Origin of the sequence: Exiguobacterium sp. s152, from assembly GCF_018618335.1 — a bacterium.
Classification (GTDB): Bacteria; Bacillota; Bacilli; order Exiguobacteriales; family Exiguobacteriaceae; genus Exiguobacterium; species Exiguobacterium chiriqhucha.
In genome coordinates this window covers 198,407-214,364 of record NZ_JACSLX010000001.1, presented here as the reverse complement: position 1 = coordinate 214,364, position 15,958 = coordinate 198,407, and the positions used below count along the sequence as shown (strand labels likewise).

General features: G+C 52.4%; 18 protein-coding genes. 16 read left to right on the top strand and 2 right to left on the bottom strand.

All coding sequences use genetic code 11. From position 1 onward, the window contains the following. Positions 1-7: 7 nt before the first annotated feature. From phoU to KNP72_RS01115, 12 genes are all read left to right on the top strand, one after another. Complete coding sequence (gene phoU, locus KNP72_RS01170; protein ID WP_021065727.1) at positions 8-670, top strand: phosphate signaling complex protein PhoU; 663 nt, start codon at positions 8-10, stop codon at positions 668-670. Between the two features lie 117 nt (positions 671-787). Beyond that, the gene (locus KNP72_RS01165; RefSeq protein WP_029595247.1) at positions 788-1,558 is read left to right on the top strand and encodes a DUF4912 domain-containing protein; all 771 of its coding nucleotides are present in this window, start codon (positions 788-790) and stop codon (positions 1,556-1,558) included. A gap of 14 nt (positions 1,559-1,572) precedes the next feature. Next, complete coding sequence (locus tag KNP72_RS01160; RefSeq protein WP_214831857.1) at positions 1,573-3,774, top strand: 1,4-alpha-glucan branching protein domain-containing protein; 2,202 nt, start codon at positions 1,573-1,575, stop codon at positions 3,772-3,774. Between the two features lie 85 nt (positions 3,775-3,859). Beyond that, complete coding sequence (rpmG, locus tag KNP72_RS01155; protein WP_255313299.1) at positions 3,860-4,024, top strand: 50S ribosomal protein L33; 165 nt, start codon at positions 3,860-3,862, stop codon at positions 4,022-4,024. A gap of 55 nt (positions 4,025-4,079) precedes the next feature. Next, complete coding sequence (locus KNP72_RS01150; RefSeq protein ID WP_214753252.1) at positions 4,080-4,634, top strand: 5-formyltetrahydrofolate cyclo-ligase; 555 nt, start codon at positions 4,080-4,082, stop codon at positions 4,632-4,634. After that, complete coding sequence (locus tag KNP72_RS01145) at positions 4,613-5,383, top strand: DUF92 domain-containing protein (RefSeq protein ID WP_214831856.1); 771 nt, start codon at positions 4,613-4,615, stop codon at positions 5,381-5,383. Before KNP72_RS01150 ends, KNP72_RS01145 begins: the two co-directional genes overlap by 22 nt. A gap of 169 nt (positions 5,384-5,552) precedes the next feature. Then, positions 5,553-6,509 (top strand): L-lactate dehydrogenase, encoded by a 957-nt coding sequence (locus KNP72_RS01140; RefSeq protein ID WP_021065732.1) that lies wholly within the window; start codon positions 5,553-5,555, stop codon positions 6,507-6,509. A gap of 154 nt (positions 6,510-6,663) precedes the next feature. Beyond that, the gene (locus KNP72_RS01135; protein WP_021065733.1) at positions 6,664-7,716 is read left to right on the top strand and encodes a rhomboid family intramembrane serine protease; all 1,053 of its coding nucleotides are present in this window, start codon (positions 6,664-6,666) and stop codon (positions 7,714-7,716) included. Positions 7,717-7,731: 15 nt separating this feature from the next. After that, positions 7,732-8,754: a M42 family metallopeptidase gene (locus tag KNP72_RS01130; protein ID WP_214717357.1), complete on the top strand. Its 1,023-nt coding sequence runs from the start codon at positions 7,732-7,734 to the stop codon at positions 8,752-8,754. Then, entirely contained in the window at positions 8,751-8,945 is a 195-nt protein-coding gene (locus KNP72_RS01125) for a YqgQ family protein (RefSeq protein ID WP_021065735.1), read from the top strand. Before KNP72_RS01130 ends, KNP72_RS01125 begins: the two co-directional genes overlap by 4 nt. Before the next feature lie 92 nt (positions 8,946-9,037). Then, entirely contained in the window at positions 9,038-10,000 is a 963-nt protein-coding gene (locus KNP72_RS01120; protein ID WP_029595252.1) for an ROK family glucokinase, read from the top strand. Positions 10,001-10,241: 241 nt separating this feature from the next. Then, a complete protein-coding gene (locus KNP72_RS01115; RefSeq protein WP_214831855.1) occupies positions 10,242-12,158 on the top strand; it encodes an LTA synthase family protein in 1,917 nt (638 codons plus the stop codon). 79 nt (positions 12,159-12,237) lie between these two features. Here the strand turns inward: KNP72_RS01115 and KNP72_RS01110 are convergent, their stop codons facing one another. Next, a complete protein-coding gene (locus tag KNP72_RS01110; protein WP_029595254.1) occupies positions 12,238-12,417 on the bottom strand; it encodes a DUF2759 domain-containing protein in 180 nt (59 codons plus the stop codon). 157 nt (positions 12,418-12,574) lie between these two features. Here KNP72_RS01110 and KNP72_RS01105 point away from each other — a divergent pair, with 157 nt between their 5' ends. Further along, positions 12,575-13,195 carry an MBL fold metallo-hydrolase gene (locus tag KNP72_RS01105; RefSeq protein WP_029595255.1) on the top strand — a complete coding sequence of 207 codons (621 nt, stop codon included), beginning with the start codon at positions 12,575-12,577 and terminating at the stop codon, positions 13,193-13,195. A gap of 37 nt (positions 13,196-13,232) precedes the next feature. On the opposite strand, the gene KNP72_RS01100 is transcribed toward KNP72_RS01105, so the two are convergent. Further along, positions 13,233-13,496 (bottom strand): DUF2626 domain-containing protein, encoded by a 264-nt coding sequence (locus KNP72_RS01100; RefSeq protein ID WP_021067727.1) that lies wholly within the window; start codon positions 13,494-13,496, stop codon positions 13,233-13,235. Between the two features lie 250 nt (positions 13,497-13,746). Here KNP72_RS01100 and KNP72_RS01095 point away from each other — a divergent pair, with 250 nt between their 5' ends. The 3 genes from KNP72_RS01095 to KNP72_RS01085 all read left to right on the top strand — a co-directional run bounded on the left by KNP72_RS01095 (position 13,747) and on the right by KNP72_RS01085 (position 15,957). Then, a complete protein-coding gene (locus tag KNP72_RS01095; RefSeq protein WP_021067726.1) occupies positions 13,747-14,133 on the top strand; it encodes a Spx/MgsR family RNA polymerase-binding regulatory protein in 387 nt (128 codons plus the stop codon). A 61-nt stretch (positions 14,134-14,194) separates the two neighbouring features. Then, positions 14,195-14,998 (top strand): ATPase, T2SS/T4P/T4SS family, encoded by an 804-nt coding sequence (locus KNP72_RS01090; protein WP_251128802.1) that lies wholly within the window; start codon positions 14,195-14,197, stop codon positions 14,996-14,998. Next, entirely contained in the window at positions 14,980-15,957 is a 978-nt protein-coding gene (locus tag KNP72_RS01085) for a type II secretion system F family protein (protein WP_029595258.1), read from the top strand. Before KNP72_RS01090 ends, KNP72_RS01085 begins: the two co-directional genes overlap by 19 nt. Position 15,958 lies beyond the last annotated feature (1 nt).

Here is a 15,958-nt window from a genome sequence, read left to right as displayed (position 1 = left end):
GACAATCATGGCACAAAATCGCACATTTTTTGATACGAAGTTAAACGAATTAGAAGACAAGGTCGTTCGCTTGGCGAATTTGACGATGCGTCAAACGGCTACGGCTATCGAAGTGCTTGAAAAACATGACCTCGTACTCGCTCAGACGGTCATCGACAACGATAACGAACTCGATGACCTCGAGCTCGAAATCAATGACGAGGCGATTCTGTTGATTGCGAAACAACAACCGGTCGCGACCGACCTTCGTCGCTTGATCGTGACGATGAAGTCGGCGACAGACCTTGAACGCATCGCGGACTATGCGACAAACATCGCCAAAGCCGTTGCGCGCATCGAGCACGTCCCGTACGTGTTAGATATCAAGCCGCTCAAACAGATGGCCGAGCAATTGATTGACATGCTCGAGCTGGCGACTCGTGCTTATCGTAAAGGCGAGGTCAGCCGGGTGCGTGACTTGAACGAGATGGACAAAGTCATCGATGACTTGAACTTGCAGGTCATCAAACAATACATGGGATCTGTGCCGACGATGGCTGTCGGGACGAACGATGTCTATGAGTTTTCGAACATCGCACGCTATTTAGAACGCATGGGCGATCACGTGACAAATTTCGGGGAACACCTCATTTTCCTCGAAAAAGGGAAACATTATGATTTAAACCAGTAAGAAGAGTGGTAAAGAACAACAGACCAGTTGTTCTTTACTTTTTTTTGTGCAGGAATTCACGGGTTGGAGGCGAATAGTAGAACACATGGATTTTTTTTAGGAAGGGAGCCACAATAGATGGAAGAGAAAATCGTTTCCTTGAAACAACAAGGACTAACGTTAAAACAGATTGCAGAACAATTAGACATGCCAATCGGGAAAGTCCAGTACGCTTGGCGCAAATGGCGTTCCCAACACGGTGAACCAGCCAAGCCGGTAGCCGCCGCTCCAAAAAGAAAGACCGAAGGGAAGAAAGCAATGACACCGAAATCGAAGCAAGTACCCGCCTCATCTGGGACGCAGGTCGCTTCGACGCTGCAACATGAGCTGCCAGTCCAATCACCGCTGTTAGATAAAGGTCCAGACGGATTCTGGAAGCTCCCAGACCGCTACGATCAAGATGTGATGCATGCGGTCGTTCAATCGCCGAACGCGGTCTACGTCTTCTGGGAAGTGTCGGACAGCGTCAAAGAGACGTTGTCGATGCAGTTCATGCGTCCGTGGGAAGATTTGCCGAAGGCGTTCCGGATCCTCGACGTGACATTGCTCGATTACGCGAGCGGACATGCGAACCGGTCGTATACGTTCGAATTGCCGGAGATGACGAACAGCTGGTTCGTTCGACCGCTCGATCCGAACACGACGTACGTGTTCGAGTTTGGGATTCGGACGATGGAAGGGGAGTTCCTTCCGTTGCTCGCAACTTCACCGATCGACACGCCACGGGCGGAGCCGGCCGGCCATGGTCGTTTCGCCGAACCGGTTCGACGTTGGCAATACGGGGAAGTCGAGTCTCCTGAACTGCTCGACACGCTACCTAAATATTCTGCATACCGATTCGTGCGCTGAGGAGGATTTATTTGATGAAACCAGGTTATTTTTCACTCGTCCTTCATGCCCACCTTCCGTACGTGCGACATGAAGAGAAACATCGCTTAGAAGAGAGATGGGTGTATGAAGCCATCTCCGAGACATATATTCCGATTCTTTGGCAAGTCGAGCGTCTGCAAAAGCCGCTCCATTGGACGGTCAGCATTTCACCGCCCGTCGTCGAGATGCTCGCCGATCCGCTCGTCCAAGACCGTTACGTGGAACATTTGGATGAGATGCTCGAATTGATTGGCATCGAACTCGCTGAAGAGCGGAGCGAACCAGAAATCGAGACGCTCCATTTTTATCGTCAGCGCTACAACGATTTGAAAACGACGTTCCTTCACTGGGAGAAAAACTTGAACCATGCGTTCCGTACATATCGTGAGCAAGGGTTCATCGATATGGTCACGTGTACGGCGACACACGGCTTCAACCCGCATTTGTTCACGGAACAGGCCGCTCGCGCGGAAATCCGTACCGGCTTGAACTGCTTCGAGCGTCATTACGGGTTCCGCCCAACCGGAATCTGGTTACCGGAGTGTGCCTATACCCCGGGTGTCGACCGCATCTTGTATGAAGAAGGTGTCCGCTATACGTTCGTCGATGAGCACGCCTTGCTCGATGCCGATCCGACGCCGGACAAAGGCATCGGGGCACCGGTCTACTCGCCGCATGGCGTCGCTTTGTTCCCGCGTGACCAAATCATCTCCGGGAAAATTTGGAGCTCGATGATCGGGTATCCGGGCCATCCTGACTATCGCGAGTTTTATCGTGACCTCGCCTATGATCGTGACTGGACGTATATCGAAAAGTTCATGCACCCGGAAGGCATTCGTTTTGATACAGGCTTGAAGATGCACCGCATCACCGGCGACACGGATGAGAAAGACTATTATGTCCGTGGCTGGGCCGAACATCAAATCGACAACCACGCCCTTGATTTCGCACAGACGCTCGAAGGGCATCTCGAGGCCCATGGTGGACAAATGTTCCCGCCGTTCCTCGTGACGGCACCGTTTGACGCCGAGCTGTTCGGTCATTGGTGGTTTGAAGGACCTGAATTCCTCGGCAAAGTCGCCGAGCGGCTCGAAGAGTTCGGGATTGAGACGATTACGCCAGCGCTGTTCCTCGAGCGCCACTTCCAAGACCTCGAGACGGTCCACGTCTCGATGAACACGTGGGGACGCAAAGGCTACGGTGATGTGTGGATTAACGAGCGCAACGAGTGGATGCTCCGCCACTTACACATGATGGAGACGCAACTCGTCAAAGACGTGGCCGATTATCGTCACGCTTCACCGCTCGTCGACCGGGCGCTCATCCAACTCGTGCGACATTATGTCCTCGCCGTATCGAGTGACTGGGCCTTCATCCTCGACGGACAGACGACGGCCCAATATGCAGCCGAACGCTTCCGCGAGCACACACGCCTGTTCGCTGAGCTCGAGACCGCCCTGTATCAAGACAAGTTATCGGATGAACTACTCGCCGACCATTATCGCGCGTATCCGTTCCTTGATGATGTGGACATTGACATCGACACGTTCCTGTCTCCGCACGACTATTACGTGACTGAGGAACGTGGCAGTGAAGGCGAGGCGATTCTCGTCTTGACGCCAGAATATACAGGCAACGTCGTCGGTGATCTCGGACGCCGTGTCATCGACGAGGTCGAAGCCCGGGCGGCGGAAGGCGAGACGGTGTACGTCTTGACCCCGTTCAAGGAAGGGTTGCCGGAGTATGAACGTCACAACCACGTCCACGTGTACCGCGTCCGTCTGACGAGCCCGTTCTTAGAGCACGTGATGAACCAAGTCGCAGCCCAAAACGTGGCATACGTCAAACTTGCGCATGAGCTCGTGGCCAAAGTCACGTTCAAAGCGATCCATCAATTTGATTGGATGACGATTCCTGCGGCACGTTCGCTTGCGAAAGCACTACACGTTCCGTTATACTCAACTATGTTGTCCTTTGAAACGACCCGCAATCCGCACGGACACGGCGGTCTGTTCGACGCGATTCACCGAATCGAGAACAGCGTCCTCGCTGAAGCCGACACGGTGTACATCTGCGAACAACTATCGACCGAGGAAGTCGGAATGCGCTATGCGATAGGCGATAACGTAAAAACCTGCCTGCCGCTCGATGCTTCGCCATACGGGCAAAAACGTTTGAAAAAGAACACGAAATAACCTTGCTTTTTCAAATAAAAATTGGTAGGATAATTGAGTATGCTTAGACTGTAAAGCAAAAGCACTTGATACAACATTTAGTAAGATGGGAGTGAAAGAAATGCGCGTTAAAATCACACTAGCTTGCACAGAAACAGGCGATCGCACGTACATCACGAAGAAAAACAAACGTAACAACCCAGAGCGCCTCGAATTGCGCAAATACAACCCACGTCTCCGTCGTCACACGCTTTACCGCGAAGTGAAATAATGAGACTGGCCGTCACTCATGTGGCGGCCTTTTTTTTGAACAAGGGGGAATCGAAGTGATTGAAAAAAAACAATTGCGGCAAGACGTACACCGTCAAATCCGTGAACTCGGCGATCGGTCGGACCGCGACCGCGTCATCATACATACATTGACCGAACTGAAGGCATGGCGAGAGGCGGACACGGTGGCCGTCACGCTCGCCCTCGATTTAGAGATTGACACGTTGCCGCTCATCCGCTTGGCCTGGCAGGCAGGAAAAGCGGTGTTCGTGCCGAAAGTTACGAAACAGGGACTCACGTTCCATGAGATTCACTCGCTAGAAGACCTCGAGCCGGGCGTCATGAACATATTAGAGCCGACGACGGAAGCGACGGCGCGCTCGATTGACGTCTGTATCGTGCCCGGCCGCGTGTTTGACCGGGCTGGTTACCGGATTGGATGGGGAGGCGGCTATTACGATCGCTATCTCGCCACGTACGAAGGGACGACCATCGCGTTGGCCTATGACGTCCAACTGCTCGATGAGATCCCGATTGAGCCACACGACATTCCTGTCGAATTCATCGTGACGGAAAGGGAAACGATTTTATGTTCGCCATCTTCGTTGTAACTTGTCTGGTGGCCTTTGCCGGCTATCGATTGCATTCCTTAACCCGCTCCGGGGCCGTCTTGACGGTCGTGACGGGGACGGTCATCGGCTACGGCTTCGGGTGGTTCGGGCTCTATTTACTCGGTGTCTTCTTTTCGACATCGTCGCTCGCCTCGAAATATCGTGCCCGGGACAAGGCACCGGTCGATGAGATTGTTGAAAAGTCGGGCCCCCGTGATTTCGTCCAAGTGCTCGCCAACGGGGGCATTGGCATGGTGACGGCGCTCGGTATGGTGATCGCGCCGAACGACGCCTGGTTGTTCGCCTATATCGCCTCAATCGCCGCGGCGACGAGCGATACGTGGGGATCTGAGTTCGGGGTGCTCGCCAAGCAGAAGCCGCGCTCGATTCGGACGCTCCGTGAAGTCGAACCGGGCACGAGCGGCGGGGTGTCCGTGTTCGGAACGGTCATGTCGGTCGTCGGGGCCACGGTCATCATCCTCGCCTCGCTTCCGTTTATCGCGATCGATGTGACGTTCGCACTCGTCTTGATCGCCCTCGGATTGAGCGGCAGCGTCGTCGACACGTTGCTTGGGGCCACGGTGCAACGGAAATATCGATGTCGCGTGTGCGGCAAGTTGACCGAGAAGAAAGTGCATCATCGTGAGCCGACAGTATACGTGTCGGGCTGGCGTTTTCTCGGCAATGACGCCGTCAACTTTTTGTCGATTGCCGCGGCCGCGACGATTAGTTTCCTCTTGTTACGATGAGGGTAGTACAGAAAATGTAGATGTTTCAAATGAATGTGAATTTTGTCACAATATCGCCAAAGTGAAAACGGTTTCCTTAGTAGTGAGTGTTTGTGAATGATGTTACAATCTTTATGTAACAGACATAACAAAAACATGAAACAGATTGTTCGAAGGGTGGAGAATCAATATGGAAACATTAAATCATGCAAAAGTAACACGCGTCGCGCTCGTCGGGGCCGGAGCGGTCGGTGCCAGTTTTGCGTACCAATTGACGACAGCAAGTCTTTGTGAGGAACTCGTCATTATCGACATCAACAAATCGAAGGCGGAAGGCGAAGCGATGGACTTGAACCACGGCGTCTCGTTCGCTTCTTCACCGATGCGCGTCTGGGCAGGGGACTATACGGACTGTGGTGCAGCAGATATCGTCGTCATCACTGCCGGTGCACCACAAAAACCGGGTGAAACTCGCCTCGACCTCGTCGAGAAGAACGCCAAAATCATGAAATCGATGATTGGGGATATCATGGCATCTGGATTTGACGGCATCATCATCATCGCTTCGAACCCGGTCGACATCATGACACATTTGGCTTGGAAATACTCAGGTTTACCGAAGCACCGCGTGTTCGGATCAGGAACGGTACTCGATACGTCACGTCTCCGATACATGCTCGGTGACTATTTCAACGTCGATCCACGCAACTGCCACGCCTACATCATGGGTGAGCACGGAGACACGGAATTCGCGGCCTGGAGCAACGCCCGCATCTACGGGAAGTCGGTCGAGCAGTTGCTTGAAGAGAACGACGAGTATACATGGGAAGACCTCGAAGACATCTACGTCAACGTTCGGGACGCGGCGTACCACATCATCGAGCGCAAAGGCGCGACGTACTACGCCATCGGCCTCGGTTTGCTCCGTCTCGTCAAGGCCGTGCTCCGTAACGAGAACACGTTGTTGACGGTCGGCGCACATTTAGATGGTGAATACGGCTTGAACGATATCCATATCGGTGTACCGGCCATCATCAACCGCCAAGGAGTCCGTCAAGTCGTGGAAATCGAGTTGTCAGACGAAGAAAAACAAAAGATGCATCATTCGGCAGAAGTGTTATTGAAAACGATGCAGCCTGTCTTATAAAAACGATTACTCGTTCTGTCATGACCGTAGTTGGCTCCCGCCACTACGGTTTTTTTTGGGCTGACGGAAGAGCGGGGCAGATTGGGGCGATGCTCGATTTTGTCGTCCCACCTAAATTCCTTTAGAATGAAAGTATGGAAGGAGGTGAGCCAACATGACAGAACCAGCTTGTTTTTGGGAAGATGTATATCGTGCCGTCGAAGCAGGAGGACGCATCGAGGGCGTCTTAGAGCCGTCGCGGGCACTTTTATTGTTTGACACGAAAGCGGGGGATGTCTATCACCTCTACATACGGACAGATAAGGCGTGGGCGAACCATGTCGCCTTGGACGTCGAGGCGGTCATGAACTCGTTTCGCTTGGCCCGAATCGGCCGCGAGAAGCTCCATGTCCACATTTATGGGGACCCGCTCGTCGATGAAGAGCGTCTGTCGTCGCTCACGTTCCCGATTGCGGCAAAAGTGAAGCTCGAGATGCGGCCGTGCGCCGAAACGGAAACGTCATATCGCCCGCGTGCAGTCGCTCTCGACCAACAACGAAAAAATGAACTGAAGCAACGGTTCGCCTTTGGGAAGCCTCAGTTCGTCTATGCACTCATGTTTGTGACGTTCCTCGTCATGTGGTTCGCCGAATCAATCGGCTCGACGCTCGATCCGAACACGCTCATCCGCTTCGGTGCGAAAGTGAATCCTCTCATCGACGAAGGTGAATGGTGGCGTCTGATCACACCGATGTTCCTTCATATCGGTTGGTTCCATTTCGCCATCAACATGTTCGCGCTCTGGTCACTCGGCCCGCTCGTGGAACGAATGTACGGGTCGACGCGTTTCGCCACCATTTATCTGTTGGCAGGTGTCATCGCCACGGTCGCGTCGTATGCGTTCAGCGAAGCCATCTCGGCCGGCGCGTCCGGGGCATTGTTTGGGCTTGTCGGCGCACTGCTCTATTTCGGACTTCGCGACCGCTCCTTATTTATGAAGACACTCGGCCCTCCACTGTTTATTATGTTAGGATTAAACGTGGGACTCGCTTTCGTCCTTGGCGCTAGTTTGGACCATTCCGCACACGCGGGTGGACTCGTCGGGGGCTTTCTGATGGCGGGAGTGGTCGGCTTACCGGATGAACACGTGAAGAAACGTCGCTTGCTATTTGCTGGGCTCGTGTTCGTGGCGTCCGGCGCATTATTTTGGCTCGGCTACAATCGATGACAAAGGAGTAAGAGTATGATTGAAACGTTGAAGCAATTGGTTGAAATTCCAAGTCCGTCCGGGATGACGGACGAGGCGATCGGATTCGTCGAACAAGAACTGACTGCACTCGGGATCCCCACGAAACGCTTGAACAAAGGAGCGCTTCTGGCGACATTTGAGGGCAAATCGGATCGTGCCCGTCTGTTGACGGCCCATGTCGATACGCTGGGCGCGATGGTGAAAGAAATCTTGCCGAGCGGCCGCTTGCGCTTGACGCAAGTCGGCGGATACGCCTGGACCGCAATCGAAGGGGAGAACTGTCTGGTTCATGCCGAGACGGGTGCGCCGATTGAAGGAACGATTCTCATTCATCAATCGAGCGTTCATGTCTATAAGGACACGAATAGCGCCGAACGGACGGCGTCAACGATCGAAGTGCGCTTGGACGCGGACGTCCATACAGCCGAAGACGTGAGGACCCTCGGTATCGAGGTCGGGGACTTCGTCTCGTTCGACCCGCGCTTCCGTCAGACCGACGCCGGTTATATCAAATCACGTCATCTCGATGACAAGGCGTCCGTTGCCATCTTGCTCGATTTGGCGAAAGATCTGGTCGGGGCGGAGTTGCCGCACCCGGTCCATTACTTGATCTCGAACTATGAAGAGGTCGGGTTCGGGGGCAATGCCGGGATTCCCAAAGCGGTGACTGAATATATCGCTGTCGATATGGGTGCGCTCGGGGACGGCCAACACTCGGACGAGTATACAGTTTCGATTTGTGCGAAAGATTCGTCAGGCCCGTATGATCTCGGGTTGCGCCGTCAATTCACCGCGTTATGTCGGGAACATGACATTGCCCATAAAGTCGATATCTATCCGTACTATGGATCGGACGCATCGGCTGCAATCGGAGCCGGCTACGATGTGCGCCACGCGCTCGTCGGACCAGGCATCGAGTCGAGCCATAGCTATGAGCGGACGCATCTCAAATCGCTCGAAGCGACGCGGGAACTGCTGTACCGTTTCGTGCTCACCACGATGGAGGACGAACGATGAAGAATTTTTATGACGTCCAGCAATTTTTGAAATCGTTCGGCACGATCATTTATATCGGGGAGCGCGATGCCGAGATCGGGCTCATGATGATGGAACTCGATGAGTTGCATGCGGGCGGAATGATTGAACAACGGGAATATGACACGGCCAAGATTATTTTGACCCATGAATTGAAAAATTCAAGAGATTGACAGAAAACCCCTAGTGCAAAGGTTTGCACTAGGGGTTTAATAGTGTAAACTATGGGATGAAAGCGATTTAATCGAGACGAGGAGTGGAACACATGAAGTGGTTATTAGGAATCGACATTGGTGGAACGACGGTGAAGATGGCCGTCCTCGATATGAACGGGATTATTTCTGACAAGTGGGAGATTACAACGGATATTCGTGAGAACGGGGTACATATTCCGACTGATATTGCCGCTTCATTCGAAGCCTATTTAGAAACGTCGGGCAAAGCGAAGCAAGATTTCGCAGGAGCGGGCATCGGGGCACCAGGCTTCGTCAATTTTTCAGAGGGTGTGGTCGAATATTCACCAAATATCGGCTGGAAAAACTTTGCGCTCGTCAGCGAGTTCGAGAAAGCGGTCGGTTTGCCGGCCGTCTTAGAAAATGACGCCAACGCTGCCGCACTCGGTGAAATGTGGAAAGGGGCAGGCGAAGGCGCGTCAGAATTGCTCGCCATCACGCTCGGCACAGGCGTCGGCGGCGGTGTCATCACGAACGGCAATATCGTCCACGGGGCTGCCGGTATGGCTGGGGAGATTGGCCATATCACGGTTGAGCGTGACGAGTCGAAAGCCGTCATGTGTGGCTGCGGCCGTAAAGGTTGCATCGAGACGATTGCTTCGGCTACAGGTGTCGCCCGTCTGGCGCTCCAAAAACGTAAAGGTCGGACGACGTCATTGAACGAACTAAACGAAGTGACGGCACGCGATGTATTCGAAGCGTATAAAGCGAATGATGTCGTTGCGACAGAAGTCGTGAACGAGATGACCGAATATCTCGGATTGACGATTTCGAATATCGCCAACACGTTGAATCCGAAGATGATTGTCATCGGCGGAGGCGTCTCGAAAGCACGCGAAGCACTCCTCAAGCCGCTCGATGAGCAATTCAAACGGTTCGCCCTCGAGCGCGTCTATGCGTCGACGGCGTTCAAAATCGCGGAACTCGAGAACGATGCGGGTGTCATCGGTTGTGCGTGGCTCGCTCGTAAACACTTTATCCCGACTCGTGTATAACGTTTGTCCATGTACGCCTGCGATTTGACGCAGGCGTGTTTTTTATTTGGAACGGGTATGGGATAATGTAAAATTTGTAATGACGGAGTTGATTTTTTGTTAAAAAAGGGGTAAGATTTGGACTTGATACCGGACTGTTATCGTACGTGAAATGGATAACAAGCCAATTGGACTTATAAAAAATAGGGGGACGCGAATCAGTTCATATCGTCGCCCGTTGAACAGAGGAGGAGGCCGTCAGATGAAGTCATCTCAGAGCTTCTCGAAGCTTACTATGCGACTGAATGATACGGTCCGCGCTTCGTTTCATGAATATCGGTTATTTTGGATTTTCTCGCTATTACTTTGGACGAAGACGTACGTAGTTTACCAATTTTTCTTCAATATCCCGATTGAAAACACCGCTCAGGCATTCATTTTGCTGATCAGCCCGATCAGCTCCACTCTATTCCTATTCGCGTTCAGTTTCTTCTTTAAAGGAAATAAGCAGAAATGGGTCTTGTACGTGCTGTATGCCGCAGCATCGTTCATCTTGTTTGCGGATGCCGTCTATTACCGCGAGTTTACCGACTACTTGACGATGCCGGTCATCTTGCAACCGTCGAACATGGAGACTTTGTCGACATCGTTCACGTCACTGTTGGAATGGAAAGATTTGATTATCCTCGGGGACGTTCTCGTCTTGCCGTTCATTCTATGGCGCATCAACGCGACAGCGACGGCGGCCTCTCATCGGAGAGCGCTCGTGACGTTCGCGACGGCCGTCGTCGTGTTCTTGTTCAACTTGTCGCTCGCTGAAACAGAGCGTCCGGAACTGTTGACTCGTTCGTTCGACCGAGAACTGTTGGTCAAGAATATCGGGACGTTCAACTTCCACGTCTACGATGCGATGCTCCAAACGAAAACGTCGGCCCAGAAGGCGATGGCTGACGGGTCAGAACTCGCCAAAATTGAGAAGTACACTCGTCAACACTATGCAGCACCGAACCCGGACTACTTCGGGAAATATAAAGGCAAGAACGTCATCGTCGTCTCGTTCGAGTCGGCCCAAAACTTCACGCACAACATGAAAGCGTCGAACGGTGAGTACATCACACCGAACTTGAACAAACTGATCGAAGAGTCCCACTACTGGCCGAACTATTACCATACGGTCGGTCAAGGGAAGACGTCGGATGCCGAGTTCGCACTCGACAACTCGCTATACGGACTTCCGCGTGGTGCCGTCTACTTCACGAACGCCGATAACGAGTATCAGGCACTCCCTGAATTGATAAAGGAAGATAATTACTACTCGGCCGTGTTTCATGCGAACAACAAATCGTTCTGGAACCGGGACTTGATGTATAAAAACATCGGCGTCGACCAGTTCTTCGATGAGAAGAGCTATGACCTCGGCAACCCCGAGGACATGACTGAATGGGGACTGCTCGATGACAGTTTCTTCGAACAGTCGATTCCGATGCTCGAGGAGCTACCAGAACCGTTCTATGCGAAGTTCATCACGCTCACGAACCACTTCCCGTACACGATGCCGAGCGAGGACTACGAACTCGTGCCGAAATTCGAGACGAGTTCGACGACGCTTAACAACTTCCCGCAGGCGCTTGCGTATCAAGATTACGCGCTCGGCTTGTTCATCGACGAGTTGAAGGCGAACGGTATGTGGGACGACACGATTTTCGTCGTCTACGGTGACCATTACGGAATCTCGACGAACCATAATGACGCGATGGCCGACTTGCTCGGCAAAGACGAGTTGACGCCATACGACGTCGCCAAGCTCCAGTCCGTCCCGTTCGCGGTTCATCTACCGGGACAAGACAAAGGTGAAGTGCACGAGACAATCGGCAGTCATGTCGATATGAAGCCGACAATCTTGCACTTGCTCGGGATCGACACGTCGGACACGGTAGGTTTCGGAAGTGACTTGTTATCGGAAGACCGGACGAGCCGCGCCATCTTCCGGGACGGTACCGTCATCACCGACGAATACGTCTGGACGCAATCGACATGCTATGACGCTTCGAGCGGTGAAGTCGTCGAGGACGTCTCGCTCTGTGGACCGGATAGTGCAGAAGCAGAGAAGATTCTCCAAATGAACGATGATTTGATTTACTCAGATTTGCTCCGCTTCAAAGAGCAGACCGAACAATAACCAATAGCGCCGTCCCGCTTAGCCGGGACGGCGCTATTGGTTATACAAAAAAAGACGACCAGAGTCGTCTTCGTGCTCATTAGCCTGGGATTCCACCGTAAATCAATGTCGCGACGCCGAAAAATCCGAATACGAGTACAGTGACCGCGGCGAAAGCAAGTGGAAAGAATTGGCGCTTCTTAAACGAACGGGCCATTCCCCAGATTGCAACGAGTGCAACGATGAGCGAGATCCATCCAAATGGTTCATACAAATGCATGACGAGTTCCCCCTTTATTATACGTCATGAAATTCATAAAAATTTCACTGAAATATCATTATTATTTTATCCGATAATGTAGACGCTGTCGAGAAAAGAAAGCCTCCGCTACAATTTTGCCACAATATCGATTAGAATGATGGGGGAGGTGTTCTGGATGAACATAGTAAGAATCACATCGGGCCTGGCCCAAGAGAACGGATACGTACTCGAAAAAGAAGGTACGGTCCTCATCGTCGACCCGGGCACGGATGACCCGAAATTCTTCGAGGCAGTGGAACGATTCGGTGGCTTGAACGCCATTCTGTTGACACATGCCCACTTTGACCATATCGGGGGAATCGATGCCTTGCGTGACCGTTACAACGTCCCGGTCTACGTCCATGAAGCGGAACGGACGTGGCTGATGGACGACGAGAAGAACGGGGCGGCGAAGTTTCATCTGCCAAGTGCGGCGATGCGACCGGCCGAACGGATCTATCAAGGCAAGACGCTCGAAATCGGTGCGTTCACCATCGAGTTGCATCACACGCCGGGTCATTCGCCGGGTAGCGTCACGCTTCACTTCCCGACCGAACGCATCGCCTTCTGTGGGGATTTGATTTTCAAACAGTCGGTCGGACGGACCGATTTGTACGGTGGTGACCAAGCGACGTTGCTTGGATCGATCGATCGCATGCGTCAGTTATTACCGGGTGAAACGGTGCTCTATTCAGGTCATGGGCCGAAGACGACGCTCGAGGCCGAGATTCGGACGAATCCGTTTTTCGACAGATAACTAAAAAAAGATTGTCTCACGAGGAGACAATCTTTTTTTACATTTGGAAGTTACTCCAATACGTGAAGACGACGAAGAAGACAGTCAAATAAGCGCCGAACACGTATACATACGTTTTTTCAGTGAGTTTCAAGTAGCCTAGTGCGACGAAGAAAATAGTTTGAGCTAAAAAGACAAGACCCATTACGACGAAGTCACCACTATGTTCGCTACTGCTTTGATCTCCACCGAGTGCGCCTACGAAAGCAAGCGCCGCGATCAACCCAGTCCAAAAGCCTAGGACACGGAACATTCTCGCCATGTTAATCCCCCCATACGTGCATTATTCCATTCTCATTCACTATTTTACCAACACATTCAGAAAAATGCTATGAAAACGTGTGAATTGAGCAAAATAATCGTGAAAAATATGTGAAATAAAAACGTTGGGCAAGGTTGTACAAAAAAATAAAAAAACTTGTACAAAATATGTACAAAACGGGTATAAGGTTGTATAATCAACTTACACACATCGAACGAATCGTTCCACACATTATAGAGGAGGTATTGAAATGGCAAATGAATTGATGTTCTACACGTACCCGAGCTGCACTTCATGCCGTAAGACGAAAGCGTTTTTACAGGAGCAGCACCTTGAGGTAAGCGAGCGCCATATCTTCCGCAACGCTCCGACCGTGGACGAATTGAAGACGCTATTGGCACTGAGCGAAAACGGAGTCGACTCGCTTCTCGCAACGAGAAGTCAGGCGTTCAAGCAATTAGATATTGACGTCGAAGATTTAAAGCTGAGCGAGTTGCTCAAGTTGATGAGCGAAAATCCGAAACTATTGAAACGCCCAATTTTGACGGATGGCAACGAAGTCATTGTCGGTTATGACAAGGCGACAATCGAAGCGTATGCCCGCCGTTTCGAATCGACAACTGCAAACGTTTCATGACGCAAGTCCACTTTCCAACGAGTGGGCTTTTTTTTATGCTCATGTTGAGGTGGCGGAGATGATGCGAATAGTTGAGCGAGTGATTGATGCGGCACGTACGTTGCAGGCAAGTGATGTCCATTTCATGCCGTTAGAGGACGAGGTGATGATTCAAGTACGGCATGGGGCACACTTGCAACGATTGGAGACGATGACACATACAGACTATGAACGATTGACCTTACATATGAAGTATTGGTGCTCGTTGACGGAAACAGATCATCGCGTGCCCCAGTCTGGTATGTACACCGGGTCAGTTGAGGCAATCCGGGTCACTTTCCTACCATCGTTCGACCGTACGCTCATGTCGTGGCGGCTTCCGAACGCCTCGTTCCACTTAGCGGAGTTGTTAGATGACAAGGACGTCCATCGGTTCAACGAATGGTCGACGTTGCGGCAAGGTCTGCTCTTAATCGGGGGCGCGACCGGGGCGGGGAAGACGACCGTCCTATATGCGTTTTTACAAAGTTTGGCCGGTCGACGCATCGTCACGATTGAGAACCCTCCGGAGAAGCAAGTGCCGGGCGTGATTCAACTCGAAGTCAATCCGAAAGCGGGACTCGACCATCGCACGTTGCTGAAAGAGACGCTCCGGGCCGATCCGGATGTAATTGTCATCGGAGAGATCAGGACGAGTGAGGAGTTGAGGGTGGCGCATGATGCGGCACTCAGCGGTCATATGACGATTGCGACGTTCCATACGGCGAGTGTGACCGATGGCGAACGGCGACTCGAACAGCTCACGGGGAAGATGGAAGTCACACGGCATTGGTGCATCCTGCACCGGGAAGACGAGGTGAGCTGTACGTGGTCCGAGACCAATTGAGCAAGGAGTTGGCCATCATTCGCCGCTTCCTCAGACTCCAGTCACGTGGAGTCGGGTTGAAGAAGACGTTCGAGACACTCGAACTGCATGAACGTGGAAAAATGAAACTAGTCATCCGTGAGATGCGGAATCAACTTGAGCAAGGACGCCCGCTCGCCAACGTGTTCGAGGGACTCGTCATCGACCCGAGGATGCGAGAGATGCTCGTCACAGCCGAACGGGGTCATCATTTTTTGGAAGGGCTTGAGCAAGTGCTCGTCTTATCGACGATGCGCCGCAATCTACGGCAAGAACTCAGCCAGTTGGCACGGTACCCGCTCGTGATTTTGACGATGCTGCTCGGGCTCGGTGCGATTTACGCCCTGTATATCTTCCCAAAGCTGTTGACGATGGTAGAGGTCGATACGCTCGATGGGCTGAACGCGATTCTTCTGTCGCGATGGTTTTTCCCAGGTCTGTTCGTCGGATTGCTCGTGACTGGGGCCGGCCTCTATTGGAACGGCCGACGCGGCCGACTCGTGCCGCTACGTGTCGTCGAGAGAGGTAGACGGCTGTATGTGACGTACTTGTTCGTCAGTGAGTTAGCCTTGTTGAGTGAAGGACAGGGTTCGGTCCGTCACATCATCGAGCGGCTGTCACGAGGAGACGGTGAAGTGGCGAGCATCGCGAGACGGATGCATGAGCGCATGTCGGCCGGGTGCGAACTCGAGGCGGCGGCGCGGCAAGAGCGTTTGCTCGAGCATGAAGTCGTCAGTCTGTTCGGCGTCGGGACGGTGAGCGGGGAGCTCGGATCAATCATGATGATTCATCGGGATCTCGTGTTCGAAGAGATGGAGCTGTATTGGAAGCAGCTGATCGCCAAGGCCGAACCGATGTTATACGGATTTTTAACGGTGATGGTCACGATGATCTTTTATACGATTTATTTGCCGGTCAAACTAATCATGTCTCAACTATGAC